This is a genomic window from Sphingomonas palmae (assembly GCF_900109565.1).
Taxonomy (GTDB): domain Bacteria; phylum Pseudomonadota; class Alphaproteobacteria; order Sphingomonadales; family Sphingomonadaceae; genus Sphingomonas; species Sphingomonas palmae.
In genome coordinates, this window is sequence record NZ_FNZZ01000004.1 from 103,714 (window position 1) to 122,829 (window position 19,116).

At 68.6% G+C, this 19,116-nt stretch carries 16 protein-coding genes; 10 read left to right on the forward strand and 6 right to left on the reverse strand.

What is annotated here, in order from left to right; all coding sequences use genetic code 11:
- Positions 1-34: 34 nt before the first annotated feature.
- Positions 35-2,902 carry a M16 family metallopeptidase gene (locus tag BMW51_RS10645; protein WP_093006234.1) on the reverse strand — a complete coding sequence of 956 codons (2,868 nt, stop codon included), beginning with the start codon at positions 2,900-2,902 and terminating at the stop codon, positions 35-37.
- Positions 2,903-3,043: 141 nt separating this feature from the next.
- On the opposite strand from BMW51_RS10645, the gene BMW51_RS10650 reads away from it, so the two are divergent.
- From BMW51_RS10650 to BMW51_RS10680, 7 genes are all read left to right on the forward strand, one after another.
- On the forward strand, positions 3,044-3,493 hold the full coding sequence (locus BMW51_RS10650) for a MarR family winged helix-turn-helix transcriptional regulator (protein WP_093006236.1): 450 nt from the start codon (positions 3,044-3,046) through the stop codon (positions 3,491-3,493).
- Entirely contained in the window at positions 3,490-4,908 is a 1,419-nt protein-coding gene (locus tag BMW51_RS10655; RefSeq protein ID WP_177171632.1) for an efflux transporter outer membrane subunit, read from the forward strand. Before BMW51_RS10650 ends, BMW51_RS10655 begins: the two co-directional genes overlap by 4 nt.
- The gene (locus tag BMW51_RS10660; protein WP_093006238.1) at positions 4,905-6,053 is read left to right on the forward strand and encodes an HlyD/EmrA/EmrK family protein; all 1,149 of its coding nucleotides are present in this window, start codon (positions 4,905-4,907) and stop codon (positions 6,051-6,053) included. Before BMW51_RS10655 ends, BMW51_RS10660 begins: the two co-directional genes overlap by 4 nt.
- A 136-nt stretch (positions 6,054-6,189) precedes the next feature.
- On the forward strand, positions 6,190-7,704 hold the full coding sequence (locus tag BMW51_RS10665; RefSeq protein ID WP_093006814.1) for a DHA2 family efflux MFS transporter permease subunit: 1,515 nt from the start codon (positions 6,190-6,192) through the stop codon (positions 7,702-7,704).
- A gap of 46 nt (positions 7,705-7,750) precedes the next feature.
- On the forward strand, positions 7,751-8,956 hold the full coding sequence (gene kynU, locus BMW51_RS10670) for a kynureninase (RefSeq protein WP_093006240.1): 1,206 nt from the start codon (positions 7,751-7,753) through the stop codon (positions 8,954-8,956).
- Entirely contained in the window at positions 8,953-9,789 is an 837-nt protein-coding gene (kynA, locus tag BMW51_RS10675) for a tryptophan 2,3-dioxygenase (RefSeq protein ID WP_093006242.1), read from the forward strand. The genes kynU and kynA overlap by 4 nt, the downstream gene beginning before the upstream one ends.
- Positions 9,790-9,906: 117 nt before the next feature.
- The gene (locus BMW51_RS10680) at positions 9,907-10,572 is read left to right on the forward strand and encodes an energy transducer TonB (RefSeq protein ID WP_177171633.1); all 666 of its coding nucleotides are present in this window, start codon (positions 9,907-9,909) and stop codon (positions 10,570-10,572) included.
- A gap of 39 nt (positions 10,573-10,611) precedes the next feature.
- On the opposite strand, the gene BMW51_RS10685 is transcribed toward BMW51_RS10680, so the two are convergent.
- Positions 10,612-11,235, reverse strand: coding sequence for a L,D-transpeptidase family protein (locus BMW51_RS10685; protein ID WP_093006816.1), 624 nt, complete (start codon positions 11,233-11,235; stop codon positions 10,612-10,614).
- A 180-nt stretch (positions 11,236-11,415) separates the two neighbouring features.
- Here BMW51_RS10685 and BMW51_RS10690 point away from each other — a divergent pair, with 180 nt between their 5' ends.
- Entirely contained in the window at positions 11,416-12,159 is a 744-nt protein-coding gene (locus tag BMW51_RS10690; protein WP_245708439.1) for a murein L,D-transpeptidase catalytic domain family protein, read from the forward strand.
- Positions 12,160-12,203: 44 nt separating this feature from the next.
- Here BMW51_RS10690 and BMW51_RS10695 read toward each other — a convergent pair whose 3' ends face one another.
- Genes BMW51_RS10695 through BMW51_RS10705 form a run of 3 tightly spaced genes read right to left on the reverse strand, consistent with a single transcriptional unit; the run spans position 12,204 to position 16,042 of the window.
- The gene (locus BMW51_RS10695) at positions 12,204-13,247 is read right to left on the reverse strand and encodes a glycosyltransferase family 2 protein (RefSeq protein WP_093006246.1); all 1,044 of its coding nucleotides are present in this window, start codon (positions 13,245-13,247) and stop codon (positions 12,204-12,206) included.
- The gene (locus BMW51_RS10700; RefSeq protein ID WP_093006248.1) at positions 13,244-15,703 is read right to left on the reverse strand and encodes a DegT/DnrJ/EryC1/StrS family aminotransferase; all 2,460 of its coding nucleotides are present in this window, start codon (positions 15,701-15,703) and stop codon (positions 13,244-13,246) included. Before BMW51_RS10700 ends, BMW51_RS10695 begins: the two co-directional genes overlap by 4 nt.
- A gap of 24 nt (positions 15,704-15,727) precedes the next feature.
- A complete protein-coding gene (locus BMW51_RS10705; protein WP_093006250.1) occupies positions 15,728-16,042 on the reverse strand; it encodes a chorismate mutase in 315 nt (104 codons plus the stop codon).
- A gap of 123 nt (positions 16,043-16,165) precedes the next feature.
- Here BMW51_RS10705 and BMW51_RS10710 point away from each other — a divergent pair, with 123 nt between their 5' ends.
- Positions 16,166-16,375 carry a hypothetical protein gene (locus BMW51_RS10710; protein WP_093006252.1) on the forward strand — a complete coding sequence of 70 codons (210 nt, stop codon included), beginning with the start codon at positions 16,166-16,168 and terminating at the stop codon, positions 16,373-16,375.
- Between the two features lie 225 nt (positions 16,376-16,600).
- A complete protein-coding gene (gene rpsD / locus BMW51_RS10715) occupies positions 16,601-17,215 on the forward strand; it encodes a 30S ribosomal protein S4 (RefSeq protein WP_093006254.1) in 615 nt (204 codons plus the stop codon).
- 138 nt (positions 17,216-17,353) lie between these two features.
- Here the strand turns inward: rpsD and BMW51_RS10720 are convergent, their stop codons facing one another.
- Positions 17,354-19,114, reverse strand: a complete 1,761-nt coding sequence (locus BMW51_RS10720; RefSeq protein ID WP_093006256.1) for a DUF885 domain-containing protein — start codon at positions 19,112-19,114, stop codon at positions 17,354-17,356.
- Positions 19,115-19,116: the final 2 nt, after the last annotated feature.

Sequence of the window (19,116 nt, forward strand, 5' to 3'; positions counted from 1 at the left end):
TTCTCCTAAGCGTTCAGAAACTGCATGCGCGGGCTCAACGCTGCGCAGGTGCAGGCGTTGCAGGTGCAGCGGTCGCGACCGGCGCCGCCACCGCCGCGGCAGGCATCACCTCGACCGGCAGGCCGAGCGTGCCGAGCTGCGGCTGGACCTGCTTGGCGTCGCCGACCACCAGCCAGACGAACTTGCCCGGATCGATCACCGCCTTGGTGGCGGCATTGACCTGCGGCAGCGTCAGCGCGCGGTACTTCTGCGTGATCGTGGCGTAGTAATCGTCCGGCCGCTTGTAGAGGTCGTTCGCCTGCATGGCGCGCAGCACGTCGCCCGAGGTCTCGAAATCACCCGACAGCGACCGCGTCGCGCCGTTGATCGCGCGCTCGAACTCGGCCTGCGTCATCGGCTGCGCACCGACGTAGCCCGCGATGTCGCCGCGCATCGCCGCGATCGAGGGACCCGTCTGGTTCGCCTGCACCGGCGCCTGCACCGCGTAGGGTGCGGCCATCTCGTAGCGGCGGAAATTGCCGCCCGCGCCGTAGGACCAGTGCTTCGTCTCGCGCAGGTCCATGTTGATGCGGCCTAGGAAGCTGCCACCCAGCGCGTCGTTGCCGACCTCGTACGGGAGCAGGTCGTCCGTCCCCTTCAGGCCGGTCTGCGCGCCCGCGACGATCAGCGACTGCGGGCTGTCCGGCCGGTCGATCAGGACGATGCGCGGCCGCGTCGCCGCGCCGGCGGGCGGGAACGCCTTCTGCCCGGCGGTGCCGGTCGCGCGCCAGTCGCCGAAACGCTGCTCCATCAGCTGGCGGATCTCGCCGAGCGGGCGGTCGGAGACGACGAAGATCTTTGCCTTGTCGGGACGCAGCCACGCCTGCTGGAACGCGACGAGGTCGGCGCGGGTCAGCGCCTGCACCGCGCGCGGATCGCCCGACCCCTGCGCCTTCGCATAAGGCGAGTTGGGCGAGATCAGGCGGGGCAGCATCCGCTGCGCAAGCCCGTTGGGGCTGGTCAGCTCCAGCTGAATTTGCGTCAGCTGCTGCGTCTTGACGCGGCCGAACTCGCTTTCCGGGAAAGCGGGCGCGCGCGCCACATCGGCCCAGATCTGCGACGCGGCACCCAGATTGGCGCTCGGCACCTGCAGCGACAGCGTGGTGCGATCGGCCGAGCTGTTCGTCCCGATCGTCGCGCCGAGCCGCTCCTTCGCCTCCGCCAGCTGCACCGAGTTGAGCGTCCGCGTACCCTCATCGATCATCGCGAGCGTGAGCGCCTGCGTGCCGAGCTTGTCCGCCACGTCGGCGGCTGCCCCGGCGTCGAAGCTCAGCACCGCCTGCGTCATCGGCACGGTGGCGCGCTGCGCGTAGACGATCTCCACCCCGTTCGACAGCCGCGCGTGCTCCACCTTGGGGAAGCTCAGGCCCGCGATCTGACCGACCGTCGGCAGCGGTCCGCGCGTGCCCTTCGCCGCGGGCTCGGGTGCCGCCTGCACCGCGACCGCCGGAGGCACCTTCGCCTCCTCGTACGCGTCGCGCTTGCCCGGCACGACCTGAACCGAGAAGCTGGGGCGCGACAGCCACTGGTCCGCCGCCGCCTTCACGCTCGCCGGGGTCTGCGCCGCGAGCCGGGCGAGCTGTTTCTTGTAATAGCCCGGATCGTTCGAATAGAGCGCGCCTTCCGCCAGCGCGACCGCCTTGCCGCCGAAGCCGCCGACCGATTCAAGCCCGCTGATCCGCCGCGACACCGTCTGCGTGACGTAGCGGTTGACCTCGTCCGCGGTCGGCCCGTTCTTCAGGAACTCGGCCATGATCTCGTCGATCCGGCGCGAGACGACCGCGGGGTCGACGCCGGGGCGCACGATTGCGTTGATCGTGAACGTGCCGACCTGCGCGAAGCTGCTGTTGTCGGCCGACACCTGCACCGCCAGCTTGTCTCGCTTGACCAGTTCGTTGTCGAGGCGCGAGCTCTGCAGCCCGCCGAGTACGCCCGCCGCCACGTCGAGCGGTGCGGCGGCGGGATCGTTCAACCCCGGCACCGCCCAGGTCCTGACGATCATCGTCGCGGGGACATTGTCCTTGATCACCGCGCTGGAGGGCCCGGGCAGCGAGGCCGGAACCGCGGCGGGCGGCGCGACGCTCTTGGGACCAGCGGGGATCGCGCCGAAGTATTTCTCCACCAGCGGGCGCGCGGTCGCGACGTCGATGTCGCCCGCCAGCACCAGCACCGCGTTGTTGGGGCCGTAATGGTCGCGGAACCAGTCCTTGACCGTCGTCAGCGTCGCAGCATCCAGGTCCGCCATCGATCCGATCGTGGTGTGGCCATACGGGTGCGACGCCGGGAACAGCCCCTCGGTCAGCTTGTATTCAAGCAGGCCATAGGGCTGGTTGTCACCCTGCCGCTTCTCGTTCTGGACGACGCCGCGCTGCTCGTCGAGCACGCCCTGCGTGATCGCGCCGGTCAGGTACCCCATGCGATCGGATTCGAGGAACAACGCGCGGTCGAGCGCCGCGCGCGGCACCGTCTCGAAATAATTGGTGCGGTCGAAATAGGTCGTGCCGTTGAAGTCGGTCGCGCCGACCTGCTGCAACGGCTCGAAGAAATCGCCCGGCGCATTCTCGCTGCCGTTGAACATCAGATGTTCGAACAGGTGCGCGAAGCCGGTCTTGCCCTTGGGCTCGTGCTTCGACCCGACATCGTACCAGACGCTCACCGCGACGACCGGTGCCTTGCGGTCGGTGTGAACGACGACGCGCAGCCCGTTCTTGAGCGTGAACTGCTGATACGGAATGTCGACCGCGCTCACCAGCGACGACACCGGCGCCGCGGCGGCGGTCGACGGCGGTGCGGACTGCGCCCAGGCAGCGGGGGTGAGACTGGCGAACGCGACGCTCGCGGCGAGGAACGACTTGAAGGTCAAGACTGGCACGCTCCCTGAGATATTTTGCTGTGGTGTTTTGCCGGAGCATAGCAGCGGCCCGGCACGCGGCAATGGGCGAGTGTTACTAATCTTTACGGCGCGTACTTGACTGCCGATGCAACCATTGCCACAGCAACCTTCATGAGCGTTTACACGCGAGACACATTCGTCCCCGACACGTCGATCGGCTATCTGCTGCGTGCGAACCACCAATTGGGATACGCACAGCTCGACCGCGTATGCGCCGATTACGGCATCACTGGCATTCAATGGTCGACCCTGATCGCGATCCACTTTGGCATGACCAACTGCGCGGCGCTCGCGCGCGATCTCGCGCATGACAAGGGCGCGATGACGCGGGTGATCGACGTGCTTGAGGCAAAAGGTCTGGTGCAGCGCGACCGCGACGATGCCGACCGCCGTCTGGTCAATCTGTCGCTCACGCCCGAGGGGAATGCGGTTGCGATGCGCTGCCGCGATGGGGTCATCGCGTTGTGGAACGCGGTGCTCGCCGACTGGAGCGCGGATGAGACTGCTTCGCTGATTGCGCAGTTGCAGAAGCTGCGCCGCACGTTGGAACATTTCGCATGACCCGTTTTGCCCCCGCTCTGTCGGTGAGCCTGCTTGCCGCCACCGCGCTCGCCGCCTGCACCCCGCCCGACACGCGCCCGATGCTGACGCCCAAGGCTGCGAGCGACCTCGCGCTCGCTGGCCCGTCGGTGCAACTCGCGCCCGATTTCTGGACGGTGGTGGGCGATCCCCAGCTCGACCGGCTGATCGCCGACGCGCTGGCAGGTAATCCGTCGCTCGACGTCGCGCTCGCGCGGACGCGGCAGGCGCAGGCGGTGCTCGCGCGGCAGGGATCGGAGCGCGGACCGAACGTCACGTTCGACGGACAGGTGCAGGGATCGCGTCTGTCGGGGCGCTACACCATACCGCCTCCCTTCGCCGGCACCGTGCGCGCAATCGGCACCGCGCAGGCCGGGCTCGACTGGAACCTCGACCTGTTCGGGCGACAGAAGGCCGCGATCGCGCAGGCGGGCGCATCATTGCAGGCGGCGCAGTACGACATCGCCGCCGCGCGGCTGATGATCGCAGGCGCGGTGATGCAGAGCTACGCCGAGGTCGCGCGCGCCGAGCGGCAGGCCGCGATTGCTCAGCGCACCATCGCAGCGCGCGAGCAGAGCGTCCGCCTGATCGACGCGCGCGTGCGCAACCGCCTCGCCAGCCGGCTCGACCAGCAGGCCGCGGGCACGTTGCTGGCGCAGGCGCGGCTCGTGCTGGTGCAGGCGCAGGCCGCGCGCGTGCTCGCGACCAACGCGCTCGCCGCGCTGGCCGGGCGCGGCAGCGACTATGCCGCGCAGATCGGTGCCACGCATCTGCCGACCGATGCCGCGCTGCCGATTCCGGCGCAGATCCCCGCCGACCTGCTGTCGCGCCGCGCCGATGTCGCCGCCGCACGCGCGCGTGTCGAGGCAGCGTCGGCCGGGCGGCAGGTCGCGCGCCGCGCCTTCTACCCCAACGTCAATTTGACCGCGCTGGTGGGATTGCAGGCGATCGGCTTCGGCAACTTCCTCGACCTGGATGCTGGCACCGCGGGTGGCGGCGCGGCGATCCATCTGCCGCTGTTCGACAATGGCCGGCTGCGCGCCGAGCTGGAGGGGGCGACCGCGCTCGTCGATGTCGCGACCGCGCAGTATAATCAGTCGGTGATCGACGCCGCGCGCCAGGCCGCCGACGCGATCGCGCAGGTCCGTGCCGCCGACCTCGAGCGCACGCGTCAGCAGCAGGTCGTCTCAGGGTTCGCCGAAACCGGGCGCCTCAACGCCATCCGCGTGCAGAGCGGGCTCGATAGCCGGCTCGACCTCGTCGACAACGACGTGCGGCTGCTCGACGCGCAGCTCGCCGCCGCCAATCTCTCGATCGACGCGCTGCTCGCGCGCGCGCAACTCGCCATCGCGCTCGGTGGCGGCTTCGACCCTGCTCAGGACGTGACACCCCGATGACCGATACTGCTTTAGAGACCCCTGCGGGCAAGCCGCGCGCGCGGCGTCGCGCCTTCGCGATCCTGGGCGTGATCGTCCTCGTCGCGCTGATCGTCTGGGCGGTGTTCCATTTCCTGTTGGCAGCGCCCGAGGAGGAAACCGACGACGCCTATGTCGCGGGCGACGTCGTCGCGATCACCGCGCGCGATCCCGGCACCGTGCTCGCCATCCACGCCGACAATACGCAGAGCGTGAAGGCGGGACAGCCGCTGATCGACCTCGATCCCGTCACCGCCGACGTGAACGTCGCCGCAGCCGCCGCCGATCTGGCAAAGGCAGTGCGCGCTACCCGCGCCGACATCACCCGCGTCGGGCAATCAGACGCGACGATCGTGCAGGCGCAGGCCGAGCTCGCCCGCGCGCGCGACGACTATCAGCGTCGCCGCGGTGCTGCCGCGGAAGGCGCCGTCTCGGGCGAGGAACTGTCCCACGCGGCCGACGCGGTGAAGGTCGCCAGCGCCAATCTGCGCCTCGCGCAGCAGCAGCGCGCGCAGGCGCAGAGCAGCGTCCAAGGCACCGACGTCAACACCAACCCCGCGGTGCTCGCCGCGATCGCGGCCTATCGCCGCGCCGCGATCGTGCGCAGCCACATGCACGTGGTCGCTCCCATCGACGGCGTCGTCGCGCAGCGCACGGTGCAGGTCGGGCAGCAGATCGCCGCGGGCACGCCGCTCATGGCGGTGGTGCCGCTGAAGCGCGTCTGGGTCGACGCCAATTTCCGCGAAACGCAGCTGAAAGACCTGCGCATCGGACAGCCCGTGCGCGTCACCGCCGATACCTACGGCAACGAATTGGTCTTCCACGGCAAGGTCGCGGGCGTGGGTGCGGGCAGCGGCAACGCCTTCGCGCTGCTGCCGCCGCAGAACGCCAGCGGCAACTGGATCAAGATCGTGCAGCGTGTGCCGGTGCGTATCGCACTCGACCCGCGCGAACTCGCCGCCAACCCCTTGCGCATCGGCCTGTCGGTCAAGACCGTGGTCGACACCGCGAGCAAGTCGGGCGCGCGCCTCGCCGCCGTTGCCGCTGCGCCCTACAAGGGTGAGGTGACCGGCACCGACCCGCAGGTGGAGGCCAACATCCGCCAGATCATCGCCGCGAACCGGTAACACGACCGTGGTCGAACAGAGCGACGCCAGCAAGCTCGCGCAGGCCGCCCCCGCGCAGGTGCAGGCCAACGCGCCGATCCGCCCCGCGGCGAACCCGGCGAAGGCGGCGGTCGAGGCGGGTGGCGGGCCACCACCGATGGTCGGCGGGCAGCTGGCGCTCACCTCGTTCGCGCTCGCGCTCGGCACGTTCATGATGGTGCTCGATTCGACCATCGCCAACGTGTCGCTGCCGACGATCGCGGGCAATCTGGGCGTCAGCAGCGACAATTCGACCTGGGTCATCACCGCCTTTGCGGTCTCGAATGGTATCGCGGTGCCACTGACCGGCTGGCTGATGCGGCGCTTCGGCGTGGTGCGCGTGTTCTGCACCGCGGTCGCATTGTTCACGCTCGCCTCGTTCCTGTGCGGAATTGCCTGGAACCTGCCGTCGCTGATCCTCTTTCGCGTGCTGCAGGGCGCCACCGCCGGCCCGATCATGCCCGGCAGCCAGGCGCTGCTGATCGCGATCTTCCCACCGCAGAAACGCGCCACCGCGCTCGGCATCTGGTCGATGACGACGCTGGTCGCGCCGGTGATGGGGCCGATCCTCGGCGGCTATATCTCCGACAATTATCACTGGTCGCTGATCTTCCTGATCAACGTGCCGTTCGGCATCTTCGTCGCGTTCATGTGCTGGACCAACCTGAAATCGCGCGAAACGCCGACTGCGAAGCTGCCGATCGACGCGGTCGGGCTCGGGTTGCTCGTCGTCTGGGTCGGCGCGCTCCAGGTAATGCTCGACCTCGGCAAGAACGCCGACTGGTTCAACGATCCCGCGATCGTCTTGCTGACGATCGTCGCCGCGATCGGCTTCGTCGCCTGGATCATCTGGGAGCTGACCGACGCCAATCCGACGGTCGACCTGTCGCTATTCGCCCGGCGCAATTTCCTGATCGGCAATCTCGCCTTCTCGCTGGGCTACGCGGTGTTCTTCGCCAACATCCTGATCCTGCCGCTGTGGCTCCAGACCCAGCTGGGCTACACCGCCACTTGGGCCGGATTGGTCGCGGCACCCAGCGGCGTCGTCGCGGTGTTGCTGACCCCGCTCGTCGCGCGCCTGTCGGGCAAGTTCGACGCGCGCCTGCTCGCCAGCGTCGCGTTCATCGGCTTCGCGATCAGCTACTGGATGCGCTCGGGCTATACCAATACCGCGTCGTTCTACGACTTCATGCTGCCGCTGCTGGTGCAGGGCGTGTCGATGAGCACCTTCTTCCTGTCGATGCTGACCATCGCGATCGACCGCATCCCGGCGGAGCGGCTGCCCTCGGCGACGGGCATCTCCAACTTCGCGCGCATCGTCGCGGGCTCGTTCGCCGCCTCGATCATCACCACCGCCTGGGACCGGCGCGAGGCGCTGCACCAGTCGCGCCTCGCCGAGGCGATCGGCAACGGCGTGCCCTACCGTATGGCGGTCGAGCAGCTGGCGCGCGTGGGGCTGTCGCCCGAGCAGGCGGCGGGCGCGATCACGCGGCAGATGGTGGGGCAGGCGTATCTGCTCGCCTCGACCGACCTGTTCCGCATCAGCTCGTATCTGTGCGCCGGCCTGCTCGTCATCGTCTGGTTCTGCCGCCGCCCGACCCCGCCCGAGGGTCACGTCGTCGCCGCCGACTGACGCGCGTTGCTAGGACTTGGCCCGCGGACCCGCTAAACGCACCCGCATGACCGATTTCGCCGCGACGCGCGCGCTGTTCCACCTGCCCGAGGGCGTGATCTACCTCGACGGCAACTCGCTCGGCCCGCTGCCGCTCGCCGCGCAGACGCGCGTCGGGCAGGTGCTGCGCGAGCAATGGGGCGACCAGCTGATCCGCGCCTGGAACGACAGCGACTGGATGGCGCTGCCCGCGCGCGTCGGCGACCGGATCGCGCGGCTGGTCGGCGCGCCGCCCGCCAGCGTCGTCACCGGCGACACGCTGTCGATCAAGGTGTTTCAGGCGCTCGCCGCCGCACTCGCGCTCGCCCCGCCCGACCGCCGCGTGGTCCTGAGCGACAGCGGCAATTTCCCCAGTGACCTCTACATCGCCGACGGGCTGCTCACCGCACTCGGCGGACGCGAGCTGAAGGTCGTCGCACCCGAAGAAGTCGCCGACGCGATCAACGAGAGCGTCGCGGTCACGATGCTGACCGAGGTCGACTACCGCACCGGTCGCCTCCACGACATGGCCGCACTAACCGCGCGCGCGCACGCCGCAGGCGCGATCACCGTCTGGGACCTCGCGCATTCCGCCGGCGCAATCCCCGTCCATCTCGAACAGGCCGACGCCGACTTCGCGGTCGGGTGCACCTACAAGTATCTGAACGGCGGTCCGGGCAGCCCCGCCTTCATCTACGTCGCCCCGCGTCACGCCGGTGTCGCGCAGCCGATCCTGTCGGGCTGGCTCGGCCACGCCGAACCGTTCGCGTTCGAGCGCGGCTATCGCCCTGCCCCCGGCATCGAGCGGATGCGCGTCGGCACCCCGCCGATCGTCGCATTGTCGATCCTCGACGCTGCATTGGACGCGTGGGACGGCGTCGACATGGGCGAACTGCGCGCCGCCTCGATTCGATTAACAGAGACCTTCATCCGCGAGGTCGAGCGACGCTGCCCCACAGACGATTGCGGCCTCGCGCTCGCCTCGCCACGCGATCCGCACGCGCGCGGCAGTCAGGTGTCGTTCCGCCACGATCACGCTTACCCGGTCATGCAGGCGCTGATCGCGCGCGGCGTGATCGGCGACGTGCGCGCGCCCGACATCCTGCGCTTCGGTTTCACGCCCCTGTACCTGTCCGAGGCCGAGGTGGTGCAGTCGGCCACGATCCTCGCCGACGTGATCGACACCCGCGCCTACGAGGCACCCGAATATCAGCACCGCGCGGCCGTCACGTGAGCGACGACGCACCGCACGCCGCCCCAGCTCATCAGGGCGCCGAGCTGAACTTCGCCGGCAAGATGGCCTATGCCGATTATCTCGCACTCGACCGCGTGCTGACCGCTCAGCACCCGCGCTCAGCGGCGCACGACGAACTGCTGTTCATCATCCAGCATCAGACCAGCGAGCTCTGGATGAAGCTGGCGGTGCACGAACTCACCAGCGCGCGCGACGCGATCCTCGCTGACCGACTGCCCGACGCGTTCAAGATGCTCGCACGCGTCAGCCGCATCCTCGAACAATTGAACGGCGCGTGGGACGTGCTGCGCACCATGACGCCGAGCGAATATACCACCTTCCGCGACGCGCTGGGCCAATCGTCGGGGTTCCAGTCGTGGCAGTACCGCGCGATCGAGTTCCTGTGCGGCAATCGCCATCACGCGATGCTGGACCCGCATCGTCACCGCGCCGACACGCTCGCCACGCTGGAGCAGATCCTGGCGAGCCCCAGCATCTACGACGCCGCACTGCTGCTGCTCCACGCGCGCGGGCTGCTCGCCGATCCGACGCGCGACTGGCATGACGAGCGCAAACCCGTTTCGGCGGTGACCGATGCGTGGGCGACGATCTACCGCGATCCCACCCGCTACTGGCCGCTCTACGAACTGGCGGAGAAATTGGTCGACCTGGAGGATTACTTCCGCCGCTGGCGCTTCAACCACGTCACCACCGTCGAGCGTGTCATCGGGCTGAAGCGCGGTACCGGCGGCACCGGCGGGGTCAGCTACCTGCGCCGGATGCTGGAGGTCGAGCTGTTTCCGGAGCTCTGGCAGGTCCGCACCCATCTGTAGCACGCCCGATTAAGTCGCTTGATCAACATGAGCCGACAGGCGCAGCTTCCCCTGACGGAGTTCGTCGTTGGGCGGTTCCACGCCCGCGGCAGCGCTCCGAACGAGGAGAGATGTCTTATGGCCTATTCCGATCAGGCAGCGGGCAGCAGGCGTATCGCCACGATCGCCGGTGTCGCGGTGATCCACGGATTGCTCGGCTTCGCTTTCGTCACCGGCATGGCGACCAGTTTCGTGCGTGATGTGTCGCGCACGCTGACGACCACCAACGTGCCCCTCGACGAGCCGCCACCGCCCGACGCACCGCCGCCGCCCAAGCAGACGGCGACCGCACCGTCGAGCGCGTCCACGATCACCGCGGTCGAACCGCGCGTGCCGACACCCGCCGCGAGCGACACCGTCTTCGTCGATCTTGCCCCGACGCCCGCGCCACCGCTGCCACCAGCGCGCGTCGATGTCGCGCCGCCACCGGCCCCGCCCGCGATCAGCAAGGCTAGCGGCGTTCGCGTGATCGGCAATCGCGGCGCCTGGATCACGACCGACGACTACCCCGCCGCCGCGCTGCGCGCCGAAGAGCAGGGCGTGACCGGCATCACCGTGCAGATCGGCGCGGACGGTCGCGTGACGGGGTGTTCGGTGACCGCGCCGAGCGGATCGAGCGCGCTCGATGCCGCGGCCTGCCGGCTCTACCAGCGTCGCGCCCGCTTCAAACCCGCTCGTAACGATGCCGGCACGGCGGTCGCCACCAGCTACAGCGACCGGGTGCGCTGGCAACTGCCGCGATGATCGACCGGCCGCTTCCGCTACGTGCTCGGCGGAAGCGGCTCAGTCGACGCGCATTGCCTGCGCGATCCCCTCGCGCTCGTTGGCGCGCGCCGTCTCGCTCACCTCGTGGTCGCGCACCGGTGCCGCGCTGGCGTAGCTCGGCGCATCCACGCCGCTGATATAGGCCTCGTCGGTCACCTCGACGGTCGCACCCAGGCTGGTGATGTCGAACAGCTTCTTCGCGAACGCGGTCGGCAGGCGAATACAGCCGTGCGAGGCGGGGAAGCCCGGATTGGCCCCCGCGTGGAGCGCAACGCCGTCCCACGTCAGTCGCTGCATGTACGGCATCGGCGCGCTGTCGTAGAGGTTGGAGAAGTGCTTCGCGTTCTTCTGCAGGATGGTGAAACTGCCGGTCGGCGTGTCGTTGCCCGCCTTGCCGGTCGACACGCTCGACGCCGCGATCAGCGTTTCGCCGCGGAAGACGTAAGCGCGCTGGTCGGGGATCGAGATCAGCACGCTGACCGGTCCCTGCGCCTCGTTATCGGTCCACAGATAGCGGTTGGGCGACAGCGTCGCCGCCGCCTCGGTCAGCGCCAGACTGTCCATCGTCCGCGCCGTGGCGAAGGAAGGAAAACAGGCGCCGGCAATCACCGGCGCGACCATCAGCATGGCGCGTCGCAGCATCGTCATCCTCGTGTCGTTTGGGCCACCTCGGCCGGCTCGCACGGTTGATAACTCCTTTACGCGAATTTGGTGCCACGCCGACGAGTCGTGTGGAATCCGCGCCAGAATGTCGCAATCGGCGCCTAAGATACGGAAAAGACAGCGGATCGTTAAGGCGAATCGTGGTAACACGGCCTCGCAATGGGTGAGGGATTATTCAATCAGATGGAGCTGACGCGCGACACCGTGGCATCTCGGCGTGCCTTGTTGAAGACGGGCGGACTGTTCGCGGGGGCGATGATGATCCCTTCGGCCGTGGCTGCCGGTATGCGTCGCGCTCCCCAGTCGTTGCTCCCCGCCGGCGTGTACGAGGGGCATAGCGCGGGCGGCTTCACCGCCGACTCCTTCCCCGCCGACAGCGCCAACAGCCTCGGCAGCGTTCGTCCCGCGCTGATGCGCCGCGCGATGGCCGCGCTCCAGCAGCACGGCAGCAGCGTCGCGCGACACGACCGCATCGCGATCGCGGACTTCGCCGCCTCATCGGGCCGCCCGCGCTTCCACCTCGTCAACCTCGAAGACGGCCGCACCACCTCCAAGCTCGTCGCGCATGGCTCCGGTTCGGACCCGGCGCATACCGGTTACCTGCAGCGCTTCTCGAACGCCAACGGCTCCAACGCGTCGTGCGAGGGCGCTTTCCTGACCAGCGACTATTATGTCGGCAAGCACGGCAAGTCGCAGCGGCTGATCGGTCTCGATCATACCAACAACAACGCGCTCGACCGCGCGATCGTCGTGCACGCGGCATGGTACGCCAATCGCGAGATGGTGGCGGAACGCGGCATGCTCGGGCGCAGCCAGGGTTGTTTCGCGGTCGGCGAGAACGAGCTCGCCGAGGTGTTCGAGCGGCTCGGCCCGGGCCGGATGATCTACGCTGCCAAGGTGTGATTCCGCTCGCCTGAGCATCCGGGCTCGGGCGTAAACTTTCTCATCTACCCGGTGGCGAGCCACGGGCGAACCTGCCCGATCATGCGACTCCATGCCAGCCGATCGACGCGCGCGACTGTCGCGACCGGACCCGCCGCTATCGCGTCGCGCAAACCGATCGTACCCCGCCGCAGGCCGGCGCGAACCACCTGCGCCCACACCCGCCGCGTCTCGCGCGCGATCAGCCGCCGGTCACGCGCATCCGCGGCCGCGGTCGCGAGATAGCGCAGCCGCGCATGGTCGAGCAGCGCCGCCAGTCGCCCCAGCGTCTCGCCGTCCGGCACCGGCTCGCCGTGCATCAGGTGCCGCACGAACAATCGTGCCGCCGCGGGCGCCATGCCGCCGAACGTGTCGTTCAGGCTCTCGCCCAGCACGCGCTCGGCGCTCGCCAGCATGATGTCCTCGTACCGCTGCGAACACCCGCCGGCGTGACTGCGATAGGTGACCAGCGCCTCGTCGATCCGCGCCACCTGGCCCAGTGCGGCGACGCGGTGGTAGAGGTCGAAATCCTCGGCATAAAGCATGTCGGGGCGCGTGAACGGATCGAGCGCGCGCGCGACTTCGCCGCGGACCATCACCGACGACCAGACGAGCGGGTTCGAAAAACGCAGCAGCCAGCCGACCGACGCGGGCGTCGTGACCGGCGACTGACGCGAGGGTGCGATGCCGCTGTCGCTCAGCACCTGGGTGGCCGTGCCGGCTAGCGCGACGTGGCGGTGCGCGTCCATGAACGCGACCTGCCGTGCGAAACGTTCCGGGTGACACAGATCGTCCTGGTCGAGCGCTGCGATATAGCGTCCGCGCGCGTGCGCAAGCGCGTGGTTGCGCGCGCGCACCGGACCGCCGTTCTGCGCCAGCGCGATCAGCCGCACGCGCGGGTCGGGCCAGCGGGCCACCACGTCGCGCGTGTCGTCGCTTGAGCAATCGTCAACGACGATCACCTCGTAATCGCCCATCGTCTGCCGCGCGACGCTGGCCAGCGTTTCCTCGATCAGCCGCGCACCATTGTACGCCGCCATGATGACACTGACGTTCGGCGCCGCGCTCATCCCGTCAACGCCTTCGCCTGCGTGCCGAGCAGCTGATCGACGATCATCATGCCGACGTCGTTCTGCCACAGCCACAATCCGTTGGCCTGGCCGCGGAAGCTCGGCTCTCCGCCCAATCGGCCCCAGGGCACGAACCCCGCGGCGAGCCCGATCCCGTACAGCCCCGCGATCGGCGCACCGGCGGCGTCGCATACACGGCAGTGGCGATCGACCATCGCGCCGCCGACGTCCGCCGATAACGCGATCGGCGTGCCCGATCGGTCGAGGACCGGCAGCGCGTGCGGGCGGTAGCCGAGCGCGGCGACCACCACGTCGGCCTGCGCGATCACTTCCCTGGCGCGCGCGTCCTCGTTGGCGCCGATGCGGTGCAGCCGGACGCGCGGATCGGGCACGCGACCGTCGATGCCCAGCATCCGCTGCACCAGATCGCGCGCCTCGAGCCGGAACCCCGCCAGGCGATAGACGAAGCCCGACACCGGGCAGATGTCGTCGGGCCCGTAATCGCTAAAGCCTTCCTCCTGCGCCGCCGCAGCCGAGGGATAGAAGGGTCTCAGCGGCCGTCGGTGCAGCAGCGTGATCGCACCCTCGCCGAGCGGCAGCGGCGCCTTCAACAGCGCCACAATCGTCGTCAGCGCGCTGGTCGATCCGCCGATCACCGCGATGCGTGGATCGCGCGCGTCGGCGATCAGGTCGGCGACCATCTGCGTGCCCCCGACGCTCAGCACCGCGTCCGATTGCAGCAGTCGCCCGCCCGCCAGCGCGGACAGTGGCTCCCCTGCGACCTCCTGCGCGGCCAGCCGATCGATCGGCTGATGCCCTCCGGTCGCGATCACGACGTGGCGCGCGCGGTGCTCGGTGATCGTGCCGGTCGCGACATCCTCGATGCGCGTGCACCAGCCGCCGCCCTCCTGCCTTGTCGACAAGGCACGCCGGCCGGTCATCACCTGCCCGCCGTTGCTGCGCACCACCTGCGCCAGCCGATCGCCGAGTGCGTCGAGCATCGGTCCGACCTCGACCAGCGGCACGCCCAGTCCGTGGCGGTAGGCCGCGACTCGTGCGGTTGCCGGATGATCGACCAGTGCCGCGATCTCGGCATGCGGGTTGTTGGCGACCGCGGTCAGAAAGGTGTCCGCGCTCGAGTCGGAGGTAATCGCGTAATTGCCGAGCCGCCCGCTCCCAAGCGTCGTGCCTGCCTCGACGATCACCAAGCCGCGTGACAGCGCCGGCAGCACACCCGCCTTTGCCGTTGCGGTCAGCAGCGCGGTGCCCGCGGGGCCACCCCCCACTACCAGCGTTTCATGATGGTCGATCGCGCGCGGCACCGCCGCGACGCGCGGGGCCGCGACAATGCGGTTCAGCGCCAATGCAATGCGATGCGCATCCGCCGGCGTCATCGTGTCGGTGACGGGCAGCGACAACACGCGCGCGCCCACATCGTCGCACACCGGCAACGGCTCGATCATCGCGACGTCGCGCACCCACGGCTGCTCGCCCAGATGCGGGCTGAAATACGCCCCGGCGCCGATTCCCTCGCGCGCCAGCGCCGCGCTTACGCCAGCGCGGTTGGATCCGCGCGGCAGCAGCACTGGAAAGAAGCCGTGCGCCTGCTCCCCCTGCGCCGCCCTCTGCAGCGTGAGACGATCGCTCAGGTTCTCGCGATACGCACGTACCACTGCGCCGCGGCTGGCGCTGACCGCGTCGAACGTCTCCAGCCTCGCGCGCGCCATCACCGCCAGCACCTCAGGCAGCTTGGCGTTCAGGCCCGGGATGGTGGCGATCCGAGGCTGCGTGAAGCCGAAATTGGCCGCGGCGCGCAGCCGCTCGATCACGCCGGCATCGCCGCAGTGGATCAGCCCGCCTTCCGCCACCGCGAACGGCTTGGTCGCATGCATCGAGTAGACGACCGGAAAGGGTGCACCAGCGCCGAAGTTCACGCCCGCCGCGTCGATGGTGCCGAGCGACGCGGCCGCGTCCACCACCACCGCGACGCCGTGCCGCGCCGCCATCCAGCGATAGCGGTCGAGGTCGATCGCGTGTCCGAAGGTGGCGTATGGCACGACCGCCGCGATCCCGGCGCCGTGACGCTGGAGCAAGCGCTCTTCCTCGCGTGCCGACGCGCTCCAATCGTCCGGATCGACATCGCAGACGAGCGGCACCAGTCCCGCCCACCACGCCGCCTGGGCGGTCGCCGCGAAGGTGAAGCCGGGCATCAGCGCCATGCGCCCGCGTCCGCGCGCGCCCACCGCATCGGCCAGCGCGATCATCATGCCCGTCGTCGCATTGTTGACCGCCAGCGTCGCGCCGCGTCCACCGAACAGCCGCTCGGTCACTTCACGCTCGAACGCGCGCGCTTCCGGTCCGTGATTGCTGTAGGTACCACTCGCCTCGACGCGCGACAGCGCCTCGGTCAGCTGCGACAGGCGCGGCGGGTTGGGGGCGATCAGCGGCAGGTCCATGCTGCCGCCTTGCGCCCGAACGCGCTAACGTCGGGTTACGTCGCGCGCGTCAAATTTTTCCAATTCATACGCGATCGAGGCTTCGACCAGCGTCTCCCACAGCGCCGCGATCTCCCGCACGGGCAACCCGACCGCCGCAGCCGCCTCGACCGCCTGCGCGATCACCTGCTGCTTGCGCTCCTCGTCGCGAACCGCCGCCCGCTCCGGTTTGATCCGTGCGGCGGCGTCCATGTAGTCGAAGCGCCGCCGCAGCAGCGCGACCAGTTCGCGGTCGAGCGCATCGACGCCGGCGCGCACCTCCGCCATCGTGCTGCACTCGGGACCGGGCTTGATGTTCATGGGTTGCCTGTGCCGCTCGCGACCATTGATGTCCAGCCGACGAACATGTAAGAACGCGTCGCACAATGGCGTTGACCCTGCCGACCGCGTCCGCGCACGGTGACCACCTTTAGGAGACCAACCATGCTGCTCGCTCTCGCGCTGATCCAGGCCCCCGTTCCCGCCGCTCAGCCGACGCCGCCGGCCCCGACCGAGGAGAAGCTGATCTGCAAGCGCGTTCAGCAACCGGGATCGCGCCTGCCGGGAAAGAAGACCTGCCTCAGCCGCGAGGATTGGGCCGCGCAGGAGAAGGATGGCCGCGACGCTTTGTCGAGCACCAGCCGACAGTACTAACGTCGCTGGCGCGAGGTCAGCTCAGACCGGCGCGGCCGGCCGCTGCTTGACCTGGCGCGCCCGCGCGGCTAAGCGCGCGCCTTCGCAATTGCCCCTGCACCCCGGTGAAGCGGTGGGCCTGCTTCGTCACGATCGTGACGACGCGGCGCGATGACCGGGAAGAACCCTGCCTTTCATCCACGATGATGCGCAGGCCACGTCGTTAGCATTTGCCAAGGATTGAATATGTCGAAGCGTCATAGCGCGAAGCACAAGCTCGATCGCCGTTTGGGCGAGAACATCTGGGGCCGTCCCAAGAGCCCGGTCAACAAGCGCGAGTACGGCCCCGGCCAGCACGGTCAGCGCCGCAAGGGCAAGGTGTCGGACTTCGGCATCCAGCTGCGCGCGAAGCAGAAGCTCAAGGGCTATTACGGCGACGTGACCGAGAAGCAGTTCAAGCACTGCTACGAGGAAGCCGCGCGCATGAAGGGCGACACCTCGCAGAACCTGATCGGCCTGCTCGAGCGTCGCCTCGACATGATCGTCTACCGGGCGAAGTTCGCGCCGACGATCTGGGCCGCGCGCCAGCTGGTCAGCCACGGTCACGTCCGCGTCAACGGCGTGAAGTGCAACATCGCATCGCGCCGCTGCTACGTCAGCGACGAGATCACGCTGGGTTCGAAGGCGCAGGAAATGGCGCTGGTGCTCGAAGCGCAGCAGCTCGCCGAGCGCGAAGTGCCCGATTACGTCGCGCCCGATGGCAACGCCAAGGTGACCTTCATCCGCGTGCCGACGCTGGACGAAGTGCCCTACCCGGTGAAGATGGAGCCGAATTTGGTGGTCGAGTTCTACTCGCGATAAGCGAGTAGCGAACAGCAAATTCGGCCGGCCGGCGGGGCTAAAGCCCCGACCGACGACGCGGGCTCCGCCCGCGGCGGTCCCGATAAAGAAAAGGGCGGTCCCGCGGGGCCGCCCTTCTTCGTTTAAGCGCGTGTTGGCTCAGCCAGCCGACGCTGGCCTAGCCTTCTCCGCCGCGATCCAGCGCAGCATCTCCGCCTCCATCGTCGGCAGCGGCACCGACCCCATGTTCAGCAGCGTGTCGTGAAAACGCCGCTGGTCGAAGCGCAGTCCCAGCTCCGCCTCTGCCTTCGCGCGCAGCTCACGCATCTTCATCTCGCCCAGCTTATAGGCGAGTGCCTGCCCCGGCCAGCTGATGTAGCGATCAACCTCGATCTCGACGTCGAGCTTCGCCAGCGCAGTGTGCGAGGCAAGATAGTCGATCGCCTGCGCGCGCGTCCAACCCATCGAATGCAGCCCCGTGTCGATCACCAGCCGCGCGGCGCGCCACATCTCGAACGTCTCGCGCCCGAACTCCTCGTACGGCGTGCGGTACATGCCGAGTTTGGTGCCGAGCCACTCGGAATACAGCCCCCACCCCTCACCGTAGCCGGAAAAATAGGTTTGCCGACGAAACGCGGGCCGGTCGGGCGCTTCCAGCGCCATCGCCGCCTGGTGGCTGTGCCCCGGCACGCACTCGTGCAGCGTCAGCGAGACGAGATTGTAGAGCGGGCGCGACTTCAGATCATAGGTATTCATCAGGCACGCGGCCAAGCCACCGCGACCCGAGGTATAGACCGGCGCGATCGCTTCGGGCACCGCCTGAATCGTGAAGCGATAGCGCGGCAGCGTCGTGAACACGTCCTTCAACCGCCCGTCCATCCGCTTGGCAACCAGCGCGGAGAAGCCGAGCAGCTCGTCGGGCGTCTTGGCATAGAATCGGGGATCGCTGCGCAGGAAGGCGAGGAACTCGGGAAACGTGCCCTTGAACCCGGTCTCAGCGATCGTCGCCTTCATGTCGCGGTCGATCCGCGCGACTTCGGAAAGGCCGATGCGGTAGATCTGCTCGGGCGAGAGGTCCAGTGTCGTATATTCCCGAATCTGGCTGCGATAAAAAGCGGCGCCGTTGGGCAATGCCGCCGCCGACAGCGTCGTTCGCGCACCCGGCACATAGCTGCCGCGGAAGAAGACGAGCAGCTTCGCGTAAGCGGGCGCTGCCCGCGTGTCGATCGCGGCCTGCGCCTGTGCCCGCAATTGCGCCTGCTCGGCGGCCGGGATCGAGGCGGGCATCTCCTTGAACGGATCGAACAACGGGTTGGCCGCACCCGTCATCGTGTACGCTTCGATCGTCTTGTCGCGCCCCGCGAGCGTCACGCGCGGTGGCGTGAACCCGCGCGCGAGCCCCGCGCGCATGTTGGCGATGTTGCCGTCGAACCAGCGTGGCACGTCGCGCAGCCGTCCAATGTAGCGGCGATAGTCGTCCGCGTTCTCCAGCGCGGCATAGGGCTTCACCTCGCCCCAGAAGTAGCTGTCGCTGTTGAGCGGCGCCTCATAGGTGCGGAAGTCGATGTTGGCGACCTCGGCGCGCAGCGACTCGGTGAGTACGGCAGCGTTCAACCGTTCCTCGGGTGAGAGTTCGGCCGCGGGGATTGCAGTGATCCGCGTCAGTACGTCCTGCCAATAGGCGCGACGCCGCGCCCAGTCGGCAGGGGTGACCGCCGGAAAATGATCGTCGCTCTCGCTGCGCAGACCGTCGCTGACCTGCGCGAATTCGCGCTGTCGCCAGACCCACTCCGCATCGTAGATAGCCTTGAGCTGACGGTCGGCTGGCGTGGGCGTTGTCGCTACAACGGGTTGCGCGGTCAGTGAGGTTGGGGCCAGCAACGACACACCCGCGATGATCGCCCAATGCTTCTTCACCATCC

What these genes read in the sequence shown, in the direction of transcription:
- BMW51_RS10685 (WP_093006816.1), bottom strand. Translation starts at nt 11,235, where the DNA reads ATGCTGCGACGCGCCATGCTGATGGTCGCGCCGGTGATTGCCGGCGCC.
- BMW51_RS10665 (WP_093006814.1), top strand. Translation starts at nt 6,190, where the DNA reads ATGGTCGGCGGGCAGCTGGCGCTCACCTCGTTCGCGCTCGCGCTCGGC.
- BMW51_RS10655 (WP_177171632.1), top strand. Translation starts at nt 3,490, where the DNA reads ATGACCCGTTTTGCCCCCGCTCTGTCGGTGAGCCTGCTTGCCGCCACC.
- BMW51_RS10680 (WP_177171633.1), top strand. Translation starts at nt 9,907, where the DNA reads ATGGCCTATTCCGATCAGGCAGCGGGCAGCAGGCGTATCGCCACGATC.
- BMW51_RS10700 (WP_093006248.1), bottom strand. Translation starts at nt 15,703, where the DNA reads ATGGACCTGCCGCTGATCGCCCCCAACCCGCCGCGCCTGTCGCAGCTG.
- kynU (WP_093006240.1), top strand. Translation starts at nt 7,751, where the DNA reads ATGACCGATTTCGCCGCGACGCGCGCGCTGTTCCACCTGCCCGAGGGC.
- BMW51_RS10705 (WP_093006250.1), bottom strand. Translation starts at nt 16,042, where the DNA reads ATGAACATCAAGCCCGGTCCCGAGTGCAGCACGATGGCGGAGGTGCGC.
- BMW51_RS10660 (WP_093006238.1), top strand. Translation starts at nt 4,905, where the DNA reads ATGACCGATACTGCTTTAGAGACCCCTGCGGGCAAGCCGCGCGCGCGG.
- rpsD (WP_093006254.1), top strand. Translation starts at nt 16,601, where the DNA reads ATGTCGAAGCGTCATAGCGCGAAGCACAAGCTCGATCGCCGTTTGGGC.
- BMW51_RS10710 (WP_093006252.1), top strand. Translation starts at nt 16,166, where the DNA reads ATGCTGCTCGCTCTCGCGCTGATCCAGGCCCCCGTTCCCGCCGCTCAG.
- BMW51_RS10695 (WP_093006246.1), bottom strand. Translation starts at nt 13,247, where the DNA reads ATGAGCGCGGCGCCGAACGTCAGTGTCATCATGGCGGCGTACAATGGT.
- BMW51_RS10650 (WP_093006236.1), top strand. Translation starts at nt 3,044, where the DNA reads ATGAGCGTTTACACGCGAGACACATTCGTCCCCGACACGTCGATCGGC.
- BMW51_RS10720 (WP_093006256.1), bottom strand. Translation starts at nt 19,114, where the DNA reads ATGGTGAAGAAGCATTGGGCGATCATCGCGGGTGTGTCGTTGCTGGCC.
- BMW51_RS10690 (WP_245708439.1), top strand. Translation starts at nt 11,416, where the DNA reads ATGGGTGAGGGATTATTCAATCAGATGGAGCTGACGCGCGACACCGTG.